This window comes from Pseudomonas kermanshahensis (assembly GCF_014269205.2).
In the GTDB taxonomy this organism is placed as follows: domain Bacteria; phylum Pseudomonadota; class Gammaproteobacteria; order Pseudomonadales; family Pseudomonadaceae; genus Aquipseudomonas; species Aquipseudomonas kermanshahensis.
Genome location: NZ_JABWRY020000003.1, coordinates 1 through 15,346, shown reverse-complemented (window position 1 = coordinate 15,346; position 15,346 = coordinate 1). Strand labels below are relative to the sequence as shown.

Sequence of the window (15,346 nt, the reverse complement as noted above, 5' to 3'; positions counted from 1 at the left end):
CTTGGCGCCCGCCTCAATATCGCGTCATACAAACAAGGCGGTCGCGCGCCGCCATCACAGGCGAAACTGGCCCGAAACAAATGTGGGAGCGGCGGTGCGGCGGTCCGACTTGCCCCGCGAAGCGCCGCGCGGGCGGCGCTCGATCTCATAGGCGCCGCAATCCTGTCGCCAAACACCTTCTCGCCACCACACAATGATCAAGGCTTGCCAGCAGCCCCCTTCCATCCCCCACCCAGCGCCAAAAACACCCCAATCTGCCCCACCGCCACCTGGCTATTCGCCGCCGCCAACTGCGCGCGCATATCGGTATACGTCCGCGTCGCCTGCAAATCCGCCAGGAACGACTCACGGCCAGCCTGGTAATACCGGTGCGTCTGGTCCGCCGCTTCCTTGGCCGACTTCTCTGCCTCGGCCAATGCATCACGCCGGTCGAGCAAGGCGCTGTACTGCGCCAGCCGGGTCTGGGTCTCGCGGATGGCGTTCAGCACCACGCCGTCGAAATGCGCCAGCGCCGCTTGGGTCGAGGCTTCGGCCATGCGGATACGGGCACGGGTGCCGTTGGTGGGGATGGTCCAGCTGATCTGTGGGCCAAAGCCCCAGCGGTTGGTGGAGGGCTCGCCAAGGTTCTCGAGGATACCGATGGTGCCCACCTGGGCGCCGATGCTGATATCCGGGTACAGCGCGCCCGTGGCCACGCCGATGTAAGCGGTGGCGGCCGCCAGTTGGCGCTCGGCCTGGCGCACGTCGGGGCGGCGCTTGAGCAGCGCGGCACCGTCGCCTACCGGGATCAGTTGGGCCAGGTGCGGCAGTTCGGCGCAATCGGCGGTGCCGGCGGGCAACTGCTCGACCGGTTTGGCCAGCAGTGCAGCGAGGGTATACAAGCCCGTCTCGCGCTCGGCCTTGAAGCGTGGCAGTTCGGCGCGCAGGGATTTGAATTGGGTCTGCGAGCGGGTGACCTGGGTTTCGTCGCCACGGCCGGCATCGCGCAGGCGCTGGTTCAGCTTTACGCCTTGCTCCTGCAGGTCCAGCGACTCGCGGGCAATGTGGTATTCCTCGTTGGCCGAGCACACCTGGGTGTAGGCCTTGACCACATCCGCCACCAGGGTGATGCGCGCGGTGTCCGCTGCGGCCTGCACCGCGTCGGCGTTGGCCTTGGCCGCCTCGGTGCCGCGCTTGAACGTGCCCCACAGGTCGAACTGGTAGGAGGCGCTGATGATGGCTTCACCGATATTGGCCACGGGTACCTTCTCGGGCAGCAAAAAGGCCTCGCCAGACTCCTGCAAGCGCTGGGCGCCAGCCTTTATGCCACCACTGAAACCGCCCTGCGATTCGGCCACTTCGACCTGGGCGCGGGCCTTGGCGATGTTGGCCGCAGCCACCCGCAGCTCGGTATTGGCGCTCAATGCCTGGCGCACCAGTTGGTTGAGGCGCTGATCCTGGTACAGCTGCCACCAGTCTTCGGGCACCGGCGCCGACACCACACTGTCGGCGTCCTGGCGTAGCGGGCCGTTGAGGTCGCTGCGCTGCACGGCCGCGTCTTTCGGCACTTCGTAATCCGGGCCAACCAGGGCACAGGCACCGAGGGACAGGGCCATGCCCACCAGCATCAGGTGTTTCATGGGCGCTTGTCCTCGATGATCGACACCGTGGCCGTGCGCCCGGCGATCATGCGGAAGTCTTCCGGCACTTCGTCGAAGGCGATACGCACCGGGATCCGCTGGGCCAGGCGCACCCAGCTGAACGCCGGGTTGACGTTGGGCAGCAGGTTGGCGCCGCTGCTGCGGTCGCGGTCTTCGATGCCGGCGGCAAAGCTTTGTACGTGGCCGCGCAGGCGGGTGTTGTCGCCCATCACGCGGATGTCCACGGCATCGCCGATGTGGATGCCACCGAGCTTGGTTTCTTCGAAGTAGCCATCGACGTGGTACGAGGCGCTGTCGACCACCGACAGTACAGGGCGGCCGGCGGTGACGAATTCGTGGTTACGCGGGGCGCGGTCGTTGAGGTAGCCGTCCACCGGGCTGCGTACCACCGAGCGATCGAGGTTGAGCTGTGCAGTATCGACAGCCACCTGTGCCTCGTTGACCGCCGAGCGGGCGCGGGCTTCGCGGGACTGGCTCTCTTCCAGTTGCTCGGCCGCGACCAGGTTGCCCAGCTTGCGGTTACGGCGCGTCTCGCGAGCAGCTTGGGCCAGGGTTTCCTCGCGCTCGGCGAGGGTCGCCTTGGCCTGGCGCAGGGCCAGGCTGAAGCGGTCCTGGTCGATGGTGAACAGCACGTCGCCGCGCTTGACCACCTGGTTGTCACGCACCTCGACCTTCTGGATTAGCCCGGACACATCCGGGGCGATCTGGATCACGTCGGCGCGGATGTGGCCGTCGCGGGTCCAGGGGGCGAACAGGTAGTAGCCCACCATCTGCCACACGAGCACGGCGGCGAAACTCACGACCAGCAAGGTCAGGACCACACGGCCCAGGGTCAGCAAAGGTTTTTTCATGGCAGCATCAGGTTTCGGCAAAAGTGGTCGACCGCGCCCAGCATCACGGCGTAGAGGGCAACGTTGAACAAAGCCCGGTGCCAGACCAGGCGGTAGAAATGCAGGCGCACAAGCAAAGCGTGCACGCCCAGAAACAGCAGGTAGGTGAACACCATCATCACCAGCAGCGTGGGCAGAAACACCCCGCTGATATCCAGATCACCGATCACAGTGGGGCTCCATCGATGCCGGGGGGCAGTTGCGGTTGTTCGGTCGGCTCGAGCATCACCTCGACCCCAGGCAGCAAGGCCAAGCGCAGGCCACTCAGGGCATGCAGCAGGTGCACGCGGGCATCGCCGCGGTCGTTGTGGTCATCCAGCGCCAACCCTTGCCGCGCGCGCTCCATGTTGCGCAGCAACGTGGCCGGGGCGTGCAGGCGTTGGTTGGCGCGCAGGCAGGCGGCGTAGTGGGCGCCGACTTCCTCGATGACCGTGGCCAGGCGCTCACGGGCCTGCGGGTTGGCGCGGGGCATGTAGGCCAGCAAGTCGAGCAGGTTCAGGCCCACGCGCAGGTCACGCAGTGCCACGCCGCTGTCCTGGCCGGTCTGCGACAAGCGCGGCAGGTGCTGCATCAGGCGGTCGAGCATCTGTACCCCGACCTGGCGGTGTTCGGCCAGGGTGGCGGGCTGGGTCATCTCGACGATGTCGCGCCAGGCGAAGCGGGTCATGCGCTTGGCTGCCAACTCGACGCCGAACGGGCGCAGCAGCAAGGTCCAGATGAACGCGAACAGCAGCCCCACCGGGCCGGCCAGGTTGGCGTTGATAAAGGTCAGGAAGTCTGCGTCGTACGCGCCCTGGATGCTGATGAAGGTGGCGGTGTTGACGATGGTCAGCAAGGTGCCGAGGTAGAAGCGCGGCTGCACGGTCAGCGTGCCGACGCAGATGAACGGCACGGCGAATGCCAGCACCAGCATCGGGAAGTCGTGCAGGTTGGGCAGCACCAGGAACAGGTAGACGCTGGAGAAGATCACCGACATCAGCGTCCAGAAGAAGAACCGGTAGATCTGCGGCGCCGGGTCGTCCATCGCGGCAAAGAAGCTGCAGGCCACGGCCGCGAGGATGACCGCACTGCCGCCGTCGTTCCAGCCGAGCAGAATCCACAAGCCGCTGGCGACGATGATCGCGGTGACGGTGGAGAACACCGAGTACAGCATCAGGCCCCGGTCGAAGAAGGGCGTCAGGCGGCTCAAGCGCCAGTGGCGGTAAGCAGCGCGCCAGGGCGTGGCGTCGTCCTTGCGCAGGGCGTGCTGGAGGGTGCAGCAGTCTTGCCAGAGGTCGACCCACTCGGTCAGGCGATACAAGGCGTTGGACAGCAACAGGCCGGCGCGCTGGTCCAGTGCGGCGGCGCTGGGTTGCAGGCGGGTGATCTGCTCGTGCAAGGCGGCCCAGGGCGCCAGGGAGGCATCGTCGGCAGTGCCTTTGAGCCACTCGCGGGCCTCGGCCAGCAACGGTTGCAACTGGGCGAACTGCAAAGGCGCACGGCCTTCGAGGGCGACCAGGGCGTCGTCCAGGGCGTCGATCACCGGCAGCAGGTGGATCATCCGCCCACGCAGCTCGCTGGCGTTCTTCAGGGTGTGGGGGCCGGCACCCTCGTGGCCGAGCTGGCCGATCATCATTTCCAGGGTGTTGAACGTGGCCACCATCGAAGCACGCATGCCGCCCACCTTGTCGGCGGCGACGTCACGGGCCAGGTAGGTATCACTGTAGCGGATCGCCTCGGCAAACCAGTTGCCGGTCGAGCCGACCACCACCGGGGCCAGGCGGCGCGGCCAGAAGATTGCACCGACCACGGCCGCGCAGACGATGCCCAGGCAAATTTCCTGAGCCCGCGACGAGGCCACATCGAACACCGCGGTGGGGTTGTCGACCACGGCCAGGGCAATCATCGGTAGCGTGTAGCCCGCCAGCATCAGCACGTAGTTGTTGGCGGTGCGCAGGTTCAGCGAGAGGAACAGCAAGGTGCCGGTCCACAAGGCGATGGCGACGCTCAGCAACAGCGGCGACTGCACCAAGGGTGGCACCAGGAATATCGCCCCGCCGGCCCCGAGCAAGGTGCCCAGGGCGCGGTACAGGGCCTTGGAACTGGTCGGGCCGACGAACGGGCTGGAGACGATGTAGACGGTCGCCATCGCCCAGTACGGGCGCGGCAGCTGCATGAGCAGGGCAATGTACAGGGCGATCATCGACGCGGCGAAGGTGCGCACGCCGTAGAACCAATCGCGGGCTGGGGGTACTGAGCTGAAGAATCCGTTCATGCTGCCCCGCCGGGTGTGCCGAGGCCAGCGGCTTCGAACGCGCGCAGCACGCGCAAGGCGGCCTCGAGGTCAGCCTGGTCGATGCCCTGCAGCACCTCACGGCGCAAGCGCACCAACTCGGCTTCGATGGATTCGGCCAAGGCGCGGCCTTCGGCGGTCAGGCTCAGGGCCTTGGCGCGGCGGTCGAGAGGGTCCTCGCTGCGGCACACCAGCCCGGCTTTGCACAGCTGGTCGAGCAGGCGTACCAGCGACGGGCTTTCGAGGCCAGCGGCCTGAGCCACCGCCACCTGGTGCACGCCGTCGCCCAGGCGCACGATCATCAACAGCGGCGCGGCGCAGGCTTCAGAAATGCCGTAGGCCGTCAGAGCCGCGTGGCAGATGCGCCGCCAATGGCGAGCGGCAACCACCATGCCGCTGCTGACTTGCAGGCGCAGGAGATCAAGGGTCATGAAAGGAACCAAGGATATTCATAGTTTGCTAACTATCAATATACGCCTGGCCCTCCCCCTGCCGTCAACAGTGGGCGACGGGTAGCGTGGGTGAAATTCTGTTCATGCGTGGTCTTTAGCCCGTGCGCGCTCTGTGTGTAGGAGCGGCCTTGCGTCGCGAAAGGGCTGCGAAGCAGCCCCAGCAATATCTGCATAGACGATAGAATCTGGGGCTGCTTCGCAGCCCTTTCGCGACGCAAGGCCGCTCCTACATGGGAGTGCGTTGCGGGCCGAATTTGCTTTAACAATCAGGGCTGGACCTGGTCTTCCAGCTTCATCGTCAGCGCCAGCGTACTACCCATCTGCACGGCCCGGTCGCGCCAGTCCAGGTACCGCGCGCGGTCGCGGCTGCTGAAGTGCACCGCCAGCTCCTCGGCCGCCTGCATCACCCCGGCCGCAGCCGCCAGCTCAAGCCAATACAGCGCGCCTTTGATATCAGCCTCCACATACAGGCCATGCATCAGCCGGTACCCCACCTCGAACCGGCACCGCGCTTCGCCCCGCTGGGCACCGCGCAAAAACCATTGGTAGGCCTGCACCAGGTCGACCTGCCAGTCCAGGTCGCCATCGCACACTTCTTCTTCATACAAGTCACCGAGTGCGGCGGCAGCATGCAACATGCCGCGGTCAAACGCCTGCCGATAACACTCGGCCGCCTGCACGTAAGACGTGTCGATGCCTTTGCCGAAGTAATGCTGCTGGCCCAGGTTGAACCAGGCCGCGGCGTTACCCTGCAAGGCCGCCATGCGCAACAGGTGGCCGGCCAGCACGGTGTCGGCACGCCAGTACTTGCCATTGAGCCAGATCCAGCCGAGGTCATTCAGTGCGGCCACGCTGCCTTGCAGCGCTTGGCGGCGCAGGTCGGCGTACACACCCTGCAAATCGCTGGCCTCGTCCAGGCGGCTGACCAGCAACGACCGCTGGCTGGGCAGCCCGACCCCGGCAAACAGCCGATGACGCCTCCCGGCAGGGGCTGGCGGGGCGATGACCCGCTCTGGCAGAAGACGGGCAAGCAGCGAATGGATATTGCTGGCAGCAGACATGTTCATCCTCATTGAACGACACACAACCTCGACCTCGGCTGTGATGAGGCGTGATTCTGCGTGACGTCACGACAAAACCTGTCGCGAACGATTCGGCACGAGGCAACCAAATGCGACTTCCTTGATCTGAGCAGGCTGTGGCCAATTGCCATGCCCCGCTCGTGCCGCCATCCTATTGCGGCAAGCCTAGACAAGGACGTTATCTTTTGCCGTTCGCCACCACTCGCGCCACCCTCAGTCGTCAGTGGGCGTTGCTGCGCCAACTGCCCAGCCGCTCCCCAGGCATCACCAGCGCCGAGCTGGTGTGGCGCCTGCGTGATGTGGGGTTCAATGTCAGCAAACGCACGGTTGAGCGCGACCTCAACGAGTTGTCGCTGATTTTTCCGCTGGAGCGCAATGACAAGAGCATACCGTTCGGCTGGCACTGGTCGTCGAGTGCCGTGGGCGAGCTGCGCGGCAATTTCGACTTGCTGACGTACTTGCGCGGTGATGCGCTGCAGCCGGCCCAAGGCGAGGGGGTAGAGCTGGTGGCGCGGGTCAGTGATGCCTTGGCGCGGCAGTTGCGCGAGGCGCCGTTGAGCAGCGACATGCAGCTGACGGCGCTGGAGCATGGGCATCGGTTGCGGGCCACGGTAAGCGATGGCTGGCCGCTGCGTTGGTGGCTGCTGAGCCAGGGGGATGGGGTGGTGGTTGAGCAACCAGAGGGGTTGCGCGAAGAGATCGGCAAGATGCTGAGCAATGCGGCGGCTCAGTACCAGAATCCATAGCCTGTATCGGCCTCTTCGCGGGCAAGCCCGCGAAGAGGCCGATACAGGCTTACTGGCTAGCGCTGCATCCCCCACCGCCGCACGGTCAGCCGCTCCAGGGTGTTGAACACCAACCCCTCGACCAGCAAACCAATCAAGATCACCACCGCCAACCCGGCAAACACCTTGTCGGTGTACAGCTCGTTGCGGTTCTGGAAGATGTACCAACCCAGCCCGCCCTTGCCGCTGCTGGCGCCAAACACCAGTTCGGCGGCAATCAAGGTGCGCCAGGCAAACGCCCAGCCGATCTTCAAGCCCGACAGAATCGACGGCAAGGCCGCCGGCACCAGGATGTGCAGCACCAAGCGCAGGCCCTTGAGGCCATAGTTGCGACCGGCCATGCGCAACGTCTCGGACACCCCGAGAAAGCCCGCATACGTATTCAGCGCCAGCGCCCATAGCACCGAGTGCACCAGCACGAAGATCAAGCTGTTGTCGCCCAGGCCGAACCACAACAGCGCCAGCGGCAGCAAGGCGATTGCCGGCAAGGGGTTGAACATGGAGGTCAAGGTGCCCAGCAGGTCACGGCCAAGCTGGGTCGACACCGCCAGGCTGGTCAAGCCGAACGCCAGCACAATACCCAGCACATAGCCCTTGAGCAGGATCACCAGCGACACGCCGACCTTGGCGGGCAACTCGCCACTGAGCAGGCCGTCCCACAGCGCAGCAGAGGTTTGCAGAAAGCTTGGCAGCAGCAGGTCGTTGCCTTGATAGCGGGCCACGGCCTCCCACAGCGCGGCGATCACCACCAGGATGACAGCCTTGCGCAGCCAGCCTTGCTGCCACAAGCGCTGGGCTAAGGGCAGTTGGCGTTCCAGAGGCACACTGAGCAGCGGCTCCAGCTGCACCTCGTATTCCTGACGTACAGGTGTAGTGGTCATGGCTGAAGCTCCTGTCAGTAGGCGATACGGATATCGTTGAAGCCAAGGTCGTCGGCCTGCTCGGGCGTGTCCGCTTCATCGAACAACAGGCGATGGATACGCCGGGCACTGGCCTGGAAATCGGCGGCGCCCAGGCTGCCAAGGTCGTATTGATGGCTGTGTACCTCGGCCCGTACCCGGCCTGGGTGCGGCGACAGCAGCAAGATGCGGTTGCCGACCACCAGCGCTTCTTCGATGGAGTGGGTCACGAACAGCAGGGTAAAGCGCACCTCTTCCCACAGCAGCAGCAGCTCTTCCTGCATCTTGCGCCGGGTCAGCGCGTCCAGCGCGGCGAACGGCTCGTCCATCAGCAGGATCTTCGGCTGGGTGGCCAAGGCCCGGGCAATCGCCACGCGCGCCTTCATGCCGCCAGAAAGGGTGTGTGGGTAGGCATCGGCAAAGGCGGCCAGGCCGACTTTGTCCAGGTAGTGCAGCGCCCGGTCCTCGGCCTCGGCACGCTTGAGCTGGCCCGATACCAGCAAAGGGAACATGACGTTCTGCTTTACCGTCTTCCAGGGTGGCAACTGGTCGAACTCTTGAAACACCACGATGCGGTCAGGGCCGGGGCCTTTGACGGGCTGACCCTGCAGCAGAATCTGCCCTTCCTGGGGCTCGATGAACCCGGCCACGGCCTTGAGCAAGGTGGACTTGCCGCAGCCCGAAGGCCCCAGCAAGACGAAACGGTCGGCGCGGTCGACTTCGAAGCTGACCTGGTGGGTGGCCCGCACCACGCGTTGCGCGGTGCGGTATTCGAGGCTGAGGTTATCCACCGAGAGCAGCGGTGGCGTGGCGACACGGCTCAGGTTGCTGGCCGCGTGGCCTGGCAATGGGGCGGTCATGATCGATCAGCTCCCTTGTAGCGGGCGTTCATCCTGGAAGAAGTAATCCTTCCACGACTCCGGCTTGTGCTTGATGGCGCCAACCCGATACAGGAAATCCGCCAGTTTGTAGGTGTTCTTCGGCGTTACCGTGAACTCGTACTGCGGGTTGTCGATCAGCTTGATCAGCACATCGCGGTCGATCTTGGCCTTGGTCACGCGGATGTACGTGTCAGCAGCGGCGGCCTTGTCCTTCTGGGCAAAGTCTGCGGCCTCGGCCAGCGCGTCGACGAAGGCTTTGTAGGTCTTGGGGTTGTCCTTACGGAATTTTTCAGTGGCGAACAACAGGGTCGGCGAGTTGGGGCCAAGCAGGTCGTAGCTGTTGAGCACAACGTGCACATCCTTGTTGGCCAACGCCTGGTCCTGGAACGGCGGGTTGGAGAAGTGCCCGTTCAGTTCGGTGCCACCGGCGATCAGCGCGGCCGTGGCATCGGGGTGCGGTACGGCCAGGGTGTACTTGTCGAGGCGGTTGTATTCCTTGTCGCCCCACTGCTGGGCGGCGGCGTACTGCAGGAAGCGCGACTGCACGGAGACGCCCACGGCTGGCACGGCGATGCGGTCTTTCTCGGAGATGTCAGCGATGGTCTTCACATTCGGGTTGCTGCTGACCAGGTAATACGGGAAGTTGCCAAGCGAGGCGACCGCCTTCACGTTCTGCCGGCCTTTGGTGCGGTCCCAGACGGTCAGCAGCGGGCCAACGCCAGCACCGGCGATATCCACCGAGCCGGACAACAGCGCATCGTTGATGGCCGCGCCGCCCGAGAGCTGGGCCCAGTCGACTTCAATGTCGACGCCCTGTTCTTTACCGTGTTTTTCGATCAGGTGCTGGTCACGCACCACGTTCAACAACAAGTAGACGATGCCGAATTGTTCCGCGATGCGGATTTTGCCTTCGGCCTGGGCCACGGCGGGGGCCGCCAGGCTGCCGACGACCAGGCTCGCGCCCAGGCCAATGCTTGCCGCCAGGCGGCTGATGGATTTACGCATGGTGTGTTTCCTCAGTCGTCAGAACGGGGCATCGCCCTGGATGGTGGTGCGATAGAGCTTGCGCCGCAGGTGCGCCGGGCAGCCAGTGGCGAGGTGGATCAGCGAACGGTTGTCCCAGAACACCAAGTCGTGGGGCTGCCACTGATGGCGGTAGATGTTCTGCTCAAGCACGCTCAGGGCATACAGCTGCTGCAGCACGTCGCGGCTTTCGTCGTCTGGCAGGCCGACGATGCGGGTGGTGAAGCCTTCGCTGACGAACAGCGCCTTGCGGCCGTTTTCCGGGTGGGTGCGTACCACCGGGTGGATCACTTCCTGTACTTGGGCCAATTGCTCGGCGCTGAGGGCCGGGCGCCAGTTGCCTTCGAACTTGGTCTCGGCATACCGGGCCGTGTAGGAATGAGCCGCGTCGCGGCCGGCGATTACCTTGCGCAGGGCTTCGGGCACGGCGTCCCAGGCTTTGTGCATATCGGCGAACAGCGTATCGCCGCCCTCGCTGGGCAACTCCTGGGCATGCAGCATCGAACCCAGGCTGGGGAGCTCTTTATACGACAGGTCCGAATGCCAGAACTTGCCAGCATCGCCCAGGCCGACGTTGCGACCGTCTTCGACGATGTTGGAAACGATCAGGATTTCGGGGTGCCCGGTCAGCAGGAACTGCTTGAGCACATGAATCTGCAGCTCGCCGAAACGGCGGCTGAAGCTGATCTGTTGCTCTGGGGTGATGCGCTGGTCGCGGAACACCAGTACATGGTGATCGAGGTGGGCGCGATGAATTTGGGTGAAATCCTCGGCGTTGACCGGTCGGGTCAGGTCCAGGCCGATGATCTCGGCACCGACGGCACCGGAGAACGGGCGGATTTCAAAGCTTTGCGGCTGGGCGCTGTCGATGGACGACAAGGCGTTCGAGGCGGCGGACATGGTTCACTCCCACGCAGTGCGCGACGTCAAAGGCGCGCAACGATCAGAAACGCACGGGGATTTCCCGTGTGGGTTCAAGTCGTGCGGCGCATCGATTGGTCGACGGGTACGCAGTGGGAGCAACTATAAAGTCATAAGAAAGATATTTTAAATATCTTTAATGAATAACCATATCACTGTAGATCGGGGCTGATCCGCGGTCAGATCAACCCGCCCTGCTCTTCTTCATCGATCAGGTTGTTCAGGCTGCCCAGCGCCTTGCGCGCCTTGGAACGGTTAAGCAGCTTGGCCTGCGCCCCAGCCGGCAGGTCGGTGATGCTGAACACACCCTTGGCGGTCAGCACATCGATCAAGTCTTCAAGCACGCGGATCATGTCCAGGTCACTTTGCTTGAGCTCTTTGAGGCTGTTTTCCACTTCGTCGTCGGCAAACCATTCCTGAACGTCGGCATGGTCAGCAGGGAGTATTTCGGTGAATTCGTCAAAAGAGGCTGCTTCTACCCGCAGCAACTGGCCGCTAGCGTTGCGTTGCACGTAGAACATGGCGGTGTCCCTCGTCACGTTGGTTCCTTGTAGGTAGACAGCAGCATAGGCAAAGATTCCCGGGCACGCAGGCCCGGCGCACGAGTATGCGCTGTCAGGGGAAGGCAGGAAAGAGCCGGCACCCACCCGGGCGGTCGTTTCGACCGCCCGGGTGGGCTGAGCATCAGCTGTCTTTGTTATCGATACGGATGGTCGGGTCGCCACCGCTGATCAACGAGTTGATCGAGGTATTGGACCAGTTGACCCCTTCCAGCTTGATCGTCACATCGGCGTTGGCCAGGCCACCAGTGGCGTTGAGCTTGCCCTCGCTGCTGACCTGCAGCGTCGAGGTGCCGTCCACCGTGGTGATCTTCAGGTAGTTGTCGATGGTGCTGCCCTTCTCGAACTGAAGCAGATCCTTCAGATCGATACGGTCACCCTCGGCCACCTTGAAGTCCTTGATCACGTCGTTGCCGACATCGCCCGACTTCCACACGAAGGTGTCCGCACCGCTACCGCCGATCAGGATGTCATCGCCTTGGCCACCGATCAGGATGTCCTTGCCGGTACCGCCCAACAGGATGTCGTTACCTTTGCCACCATCGAGCGTGTCATCGCCACCTTGGCCGAAGAGGATGTCGTTGCCATTGCCGCCCGACAGGAAATCCTTGCCGTCGTTGGCACCGGAGATATCGAACTCGGTGTAGTGCTCGGTGATGTACTGGTGGACATTGTTGGTGGTGATGGCACTGGCCTCGACACCGCTCTTCTGCGCAACGTACGCCTGCAGGGCTTGGTAGCCCTCGCTGACGACACCGTTGAGGGTGATCAGGTCACCGAAGATGATGTCGTTGCCGTTGCCGCCATCGACCTTGTCGGCGCCTGGCAGGGTCGCCTCGGAATGCCCGAGGATCGCGCTGGCCAGGTTGGATGGGTCGATATTGGCCTGCGGCTTGCCGGCGCTGTCGTATGGCTTCAGGTCAGTCAGGCTGACATCGCTGTTCAAACCAATTGCCTGCACCTTGCTTACACCGTTAGTCCCACCCAAGAGGGCGAAGCTGGCAGACGTGTTGTTCGCCGAATCCCAGTAGTTATAGGAATCGGCATAACCGGTACCGCCCAGGCCGGAGAACTCGTAGGTGCCATCCCCTTGAGCATGAATCGTCCCGATCGTGCGGGTGGAATCAAGCACCAGGTTGCCCCAACGGTTTTCTGTGTAGGTCAGCACTTTGAGGCTGCCTTCGCTATTGATTTCAACTTTGTGCGTTGCGTCGGCCCAGACACTGAAGGTGTCACCCACCTTGTAGTTGTTGACGTTGACTACGTCATCCAGGTACTTGCCGCCGCTCCACAGGCGGTAATTGGTCGTTTCATTGGTCTGGTAATAAGTCGGCTTACCGTCGGTGATGAAGTAGGTCAGGTTCTCTGCACCGCTGTTACCGGTAGCCATGGTGCTCTTGAAGAAGTTGGCCGTGGTTTTGAACACATCCTCATAGTTGGTACCACCGCCGTAGCTTGAACCACCCACCATCGAGTCCAACACCGCCTGAAGCTTGGCCAGTGCGTCGGTATCGGCAAGGTTGACCGCCACGTTCTTGTTTACCTGGGTATCGAAGTCGGCGATGAAGATATTCACCGTCCCCGAGGTATCAGCGCCCAGGCTGGCTTTCAGCGTCTGGAACACCGATGCCAACTGCGCCTTGGCCGCGGCGACGGACTGGTTGCTCATACTGCCCGAGCTGTCGACCATGAAGGCGATGTTGTAGTTCTTGCCCGCCACCACGTTCAGGCCAGCCACGTCGGCGACGATGATGTCGTTGCCTTCGCTGCCATTGATGGTGTCATCGCCCGAGGTACCCACCGTCGCCTTGTAGGTGGCGCCGTAGACAGTGACCGGGATCTTGCCGGTGATGCTGTCTGAACCGCCGAGGCTTTCGGTGGCCGTGGAGGTGACTGTGATGTCGAACGTGCCTTTGTAGTACGCCGGCGGGGTCAGGGTCAGGCCGCTGAGTTTCCAGCCTGTCACGTCCACCGGCGTACCGCCGACAGTCACGGTGTGGCCCGCGCCATCGCTCAGCACAGTCCCTTTCGGAATGCCGCTGAGGGTCACGCTCAAGGTCTCGGAACCATCGGTGTCGGTCAGGCCGGTGCTGATGCTGACCAGCTTGACCGAGCCACCTTCCGGCCCTTCGTTGAGCTTGTAGCCGTCGTAGTAGCTCTGGCCATTGACGGTGTGCAGATCGGACACGCCCAGGCCAGCGTTGGCCATCTCGGTCACGTTCTGGTACATCGGGATGTTACTGCTGCTCAGGTCGGTGACGGCACCGGAGCCCGCCTGAATGTTCAGGTCATAGCTACCAGGGCCTGATTGGTTGGCGTGGTAAACCTCGATCGGGTAGTAGCCGCTGGACGTTGGGGTGAAGGTGCCAGAAATCTGGCCACCCGCGCCCCAGGTCGCAGTTACCACGGTCTTGCCACCAATGGTGACCACCAGGCTGTCATCGGCGATGCCGCTGAAGGTGTAGGTCTTGCCGGCTTCCAGGAAGAGCAGGCCCGACGTTTTCGAACCGGTGCCAGCGGTGACGCTGCCATCGGACTGCACGTTGGTGGTGGTCGCACTGGAGGTAGCACTGCCGGAGTTGGCGAAGACCGTTTTCAGCGCGTCGCCAGTGATGCCGTTGCCGTCGGTACCCAGCCCTTTGAGGGTGGTCCAGACTTCCTTGGTCAGGCCTTTGGACACGACATCGGTACTGCCAATCGTCAGGGTCGGTTTGTCGGCCACCGGACTGATGTCGACCTTCATGGTCACTTCGCTGCCCAAGTTGGTGCCGTCGTTCGGCTTGTACTTGAACTGCGCGTAGTCAGCCTGTTTGTTGCCGACGCCCGAGCCGCCATAGCCGTCGGTGCCCGACTCGTTCGCCTTCGGCACGAACTTCAGGTAGTTGCTGGTGATGTCGGCCTGGCTGACGACCTGGCCCGCTTTCACATCGACCCATGCGGTGCCGTTGTAGAACTTCAGGCTACCGTCGACCGGCAGCGAGGTGATGGTCACGAACAGGCCGGTGTTGCCATCGGCATCGGTGACCTTGAAGTCGTTCCAGGTGAACAGGTAGTCGGTGTCTTCCACGCCATTGACCGCGCCGCCAGTCGAAACCGGCAGGTGGTCGTTGTCGAGGATGTTGGTGGTGACACTCGCCTTGGTGCTATCGACCTGCAGGTTTTCGAAGTTGCCACCGGTGGCAGCGCCGATGGTCACGGTGAAGTTCTCGGTACCTTCAACCAGCTTGTCGTCGATGGTCTTGATATCGAACGTGACGCTGCTGCTGTTGGCCGGGATCTTCACGGTGGTGACCGCGGTGTAGTCCTGGCCGTTAGCGGTGCCGCTGTAGGTCAGGGTAACGGTGACTTCCGTTTTAGCCGGGCTGCTCAGGGTCAGGGTGTATTTGCCGGTTTCACCTTCGGTCAACGAGGTGGTGCCGGTGATACCGATGGTGGTCACATCGCCCTGGTTGCCAGTGCCTGGGGTGCCGACACCTGGCTCGTCGTTGACCACGGTGGTGGCTGTGGTTTTGTCCAGCGTCAGCTGCTCGAACTTGCTGGCACCCGCGCCGCCTACCGACTGCAGCGCCAGGCCGACAGAGGTCTGGCCGATATACACATCATCCGGCGCAGCCACGTTGACGAAGCCTGTTGCACTGTTGGCCGGCACGTTGATGACGGTTTTGCCGTCGCTCAAGGTGAAGGTCAGGGCGCCGTGGTTGTTGATCGGCAGGCCATCTTTGCTGGTCAGAGTAACGGTGTAGGTGATCACACCGCCTTCGGTGACCGAAGGCGTGGCGGTCAGCTTGGCGATGACTTCGTTCGAGGTGTCCTTGATGTCCACCGAGGCCGAAGGCTTGCTGACGACCAGGTTTTCGAACTGGCGGCCGTCCGGCACGCTGGTGCCGGTGATGCTGACGGTCAGTGAGCCGGCATCGACGTACACGTCTTCGCCTTGAGCA

13 protein-coding genes are annotated in these 15,346 nt (G+C 63.3%); 1 reads left to right on the top strand and 12 read right to left on the bottom strand.

Going from position 1 to position 15,346, the window contains the following annotated elements:
- Positions 1–197: 197 nt before the first annotated feature.
- The 6 genes from HU764_RS26380 to HU764_RS26355 form a co-directional block, all read right to left on the bottom strand.
- On the bottom strand, positions 198–1,619 hold the full coding sequence (locus tag HU764_RS26380) for an efflux transporter outer membrane subunit (protein WP_186703106.1): 1,422 nt from the start codon (positions 1,617–1,619) through the stop codon (positions 198–200).
- The gene (locus tag HU764_RS26375; RefSeq protein WP_099428035.1) at positions 1,616–2,491 is read right to left on the bottom strand and encodes an efflux RND transporter periplasmic adaptor subunit; all 876 of its coding nucleotides are present in this window, start codon (positions 2,489–2,491) and stop codon (positions 1,616–1,618) included. The genes HU764_RS26380 and HU764_RS26375 overlap by 4 nt, the downstream gene beginning before the upstream one ends.
- Positions 2,488–2,700: a DUF1656 domain-containing protein gene (locus tag HU764_RS26370; protein WP_027595114.1), complete on the bottom strand. Its 213-nt coding sequence runs from the start codon at positions 2,698–2,700 to the stop codon at positions 2,488–2,490. Before HU764_RS26370 ends, HU764_RS26375 begins: the two co-directional genes overlap by 4 nt.
- The gene (locus tag HU764_RS26365) at positions 2,697–4,784 is read right to left on the bottom strand and encodes an FUSC family protein (protein WP_186703105.1); all 2,088 of its coding nucleotides are present in this window, start codon (positions 4,782–4,784) and stop codon (positions 2,697–2,699) included. The genes HU764_RS26370 and HU764_RS26365 overlap by 4 nt, the downstream gene beginning before the upstream one ends.
- Positions 4,781–5,233: a MarR family winged helix-turn-helix transcriptional regulator gene (locus tag HU764_RS26360; RefSeq protein ID WP_186703104.1), complete on the bottom strand. Its 453-nt coding sequence runs from the start codon at positions 5,231–5,233 to the stop codon at positions 4,781–4,783. Before HU764_RS26360 ends, HU764_RS26365 begins: the two co-directional genes overlap by 4 nt.
- 287 nt (positions 5,234–5,520) lie before the next feature.
- Positions 5,521–6,315 carry a tetratricopeptide repeat protein gene (locus HU764_RS26355; protein ID WP_099452585.1) on the bottom strand — a complete coding sequence of 265 codons (795 nt, stop codon included), beginning with the start codon at positions 6,313–6,315 and terminating at the stop codon, positions 5,521–5,523.
- Between the two features lie 206 nt (positions 6,316–6,521).
- Here HU764_RS26355 and HU764_RS26350 point away from each other — a divergent pair, with 206 nt between their 5' ends.
- Positions 6,522–7,082 (top strand): WYL domain-containing protein, encoded by a 561-nt coding sequence (locus HU764_RS26350; RefSeq protein ID WP_027595110.1) that lies wholly within the window; start codon positions 6,522–6,524, stop codon positions 7,080–7,082.
- A 56-nt stretch (positions 7,083–7,138) separates the two neighbouring features.
- Here the strand turns inward: HU764_RS26350 and HU764_RS26345 are convergent, their stop codons facing one another.
- The 6 genes from HU764_RS26345 to HU764_RS26320 all read right to left on the bottom strand — a co-directional run.
- Complete coding sequence (locus HU764_RS26345; protein ID WP_027595109.1) at positions 7,139–8,002, bottom strand: ABC transporter permease; 864 nt, start codon at positions 8,000–8,002, stop codon at positions 7,139–7,141.
- A 14-nt stretch (positions 8,003–8,016) separates the two neighbouring features.
- Positions 8,017–8,880: an ABC transporter ATP-binding protein gene (locus HU764_RS26340; protein WP_027595108.1), complete on the bottom strand. Its 864-nt coding sequence runs from the start codon at positions 8,878–8,880 to the stop codon at positions 8,017–8,019.
- A 6-nt stretch (positions 8,881–8,886) separates the two neighbouring features.
- Positions 8,887–9,906 (bottom strand): ABC transporter substrate-binding protein, encoded by a 1,020-nt coding sequence (locus tag HU764_RS26335; protein ID WP_099452582.1) that lies wholly within the window; start codon positions 9,904–9,906, stop codon positions 8,887–8,889.
- 18 nt (positions 9,907–9,924) lie between these two features.
- Entirely contained in the window at positions 9,925–10,824 is a 900-nt protein-coding gene (locus HU764_RS26330) for a TauD/TfdA dioxygenase family protein (RefSeq protein ID WP_085273907.1), read from the bottom strand.
- A 200-nt stretch (positions 10,825–11,024) separates the two neighbouring features.
- The gene (locus HU764_RS26325; RefSeq protein WP_027595105.1) at positions 11,025–11,366 is read right to left on the bottom strand and encodes a hypothetical protein; all 342 of its coding nucleotides are present in this window, start codon (positions 11,364–11,366) and stop codon (positions 11,025–11,027) included.
- 163 nt (positions 11,367–11,529) lie between these two features.
- A partial coding sequence (locus tag HU764_RS26320; RefSeq protein ID WP_217835019.1) for an immunoglobulin-like domain-containing protein occupies positions 11,530–15,346 on the bottom strand: 3,817 nt, incomplete at its 5' end.

What these genes read in the sequence shown, in the direction of transcription:
- HU764_RS26325 (WP_027595105.1), bottom strand. Translation starts at nt 11,366, where the DNA reads ATGTTCTACGTGCAACGCAACGCTAGCGGCCAGTTGCTGCGGGTAGAA.
- HU764_RS26330 (WP_085273907.1), bottom strand. Translation starts at nt 10,824, where the DNA reads ATGTCCGCCGCCTCGAACGCCTTGTCGTCCATCGACAGCGCCCAGCCG.
- HU764_RS26380 (WP_186703106.1), bottom strand. Translation starts at nt 1,619, where the DNA reads ATGAAACACCTGATGCTGGTGGGCATGGCCCTGTCCCTCGGTGCCTGT.
- HU764_RS26375 (WP_099428035.1), bottom strand. Translation starts at nt 2,491, where the DNA reads ATGAAAAAACCTTTGCTGACCCTGGGCCGTGTGGTCCTGACCTTGCTG.
- HU764_RS26360 (WP_186703104.1), bottom strand. Translation starts at nt 5,233, where the DNA reads ATGACCCTTGATCTCCTGCGCCTGCAAGTCAGCAGCGGCATGGTGGTT.
- HU764_RS26355 (WP_099452585.1), bottom strand. Translation starts at nt 6,315, where the DNA reads ATGTCTGCTGCCAGCAATATCCATTCGCTGCTTGCCCGTCTTCTGCCA.
- HU764_RS26345 (WP_027595109.1), bottom strand. Translation starts at nt 8,002, where the DNA reads ATGACCACTACACCTGTACGTCAGGAATACGAGGTGCAGCTGGAGCCG.
- HU764_RS26335 (WP_099452582.1), bottom strand. Translation starts at nt 9,906, where the DNA reads ATGCGTAAATCCATCAGCCGCCTGGCGGCAAGCATTGGCCTGGGCGCG.
- HU764_RS26340 (WP_027595108.1), bottom strand. Translation starts at nt 8,880, where the DNA reads ATGACCGCCCCATTGCCAGGCCACGCGGCCAGCAACCTGAGCCGTGTC.
- HU764_RS26365 (WP_186703105.1), bottom strand. Translation starts at nt 4,784, where the DNA reads ATGAACGGATTCTTCAGCTCAGTACCCCCAGCCCGCGATTGGTTCTAC.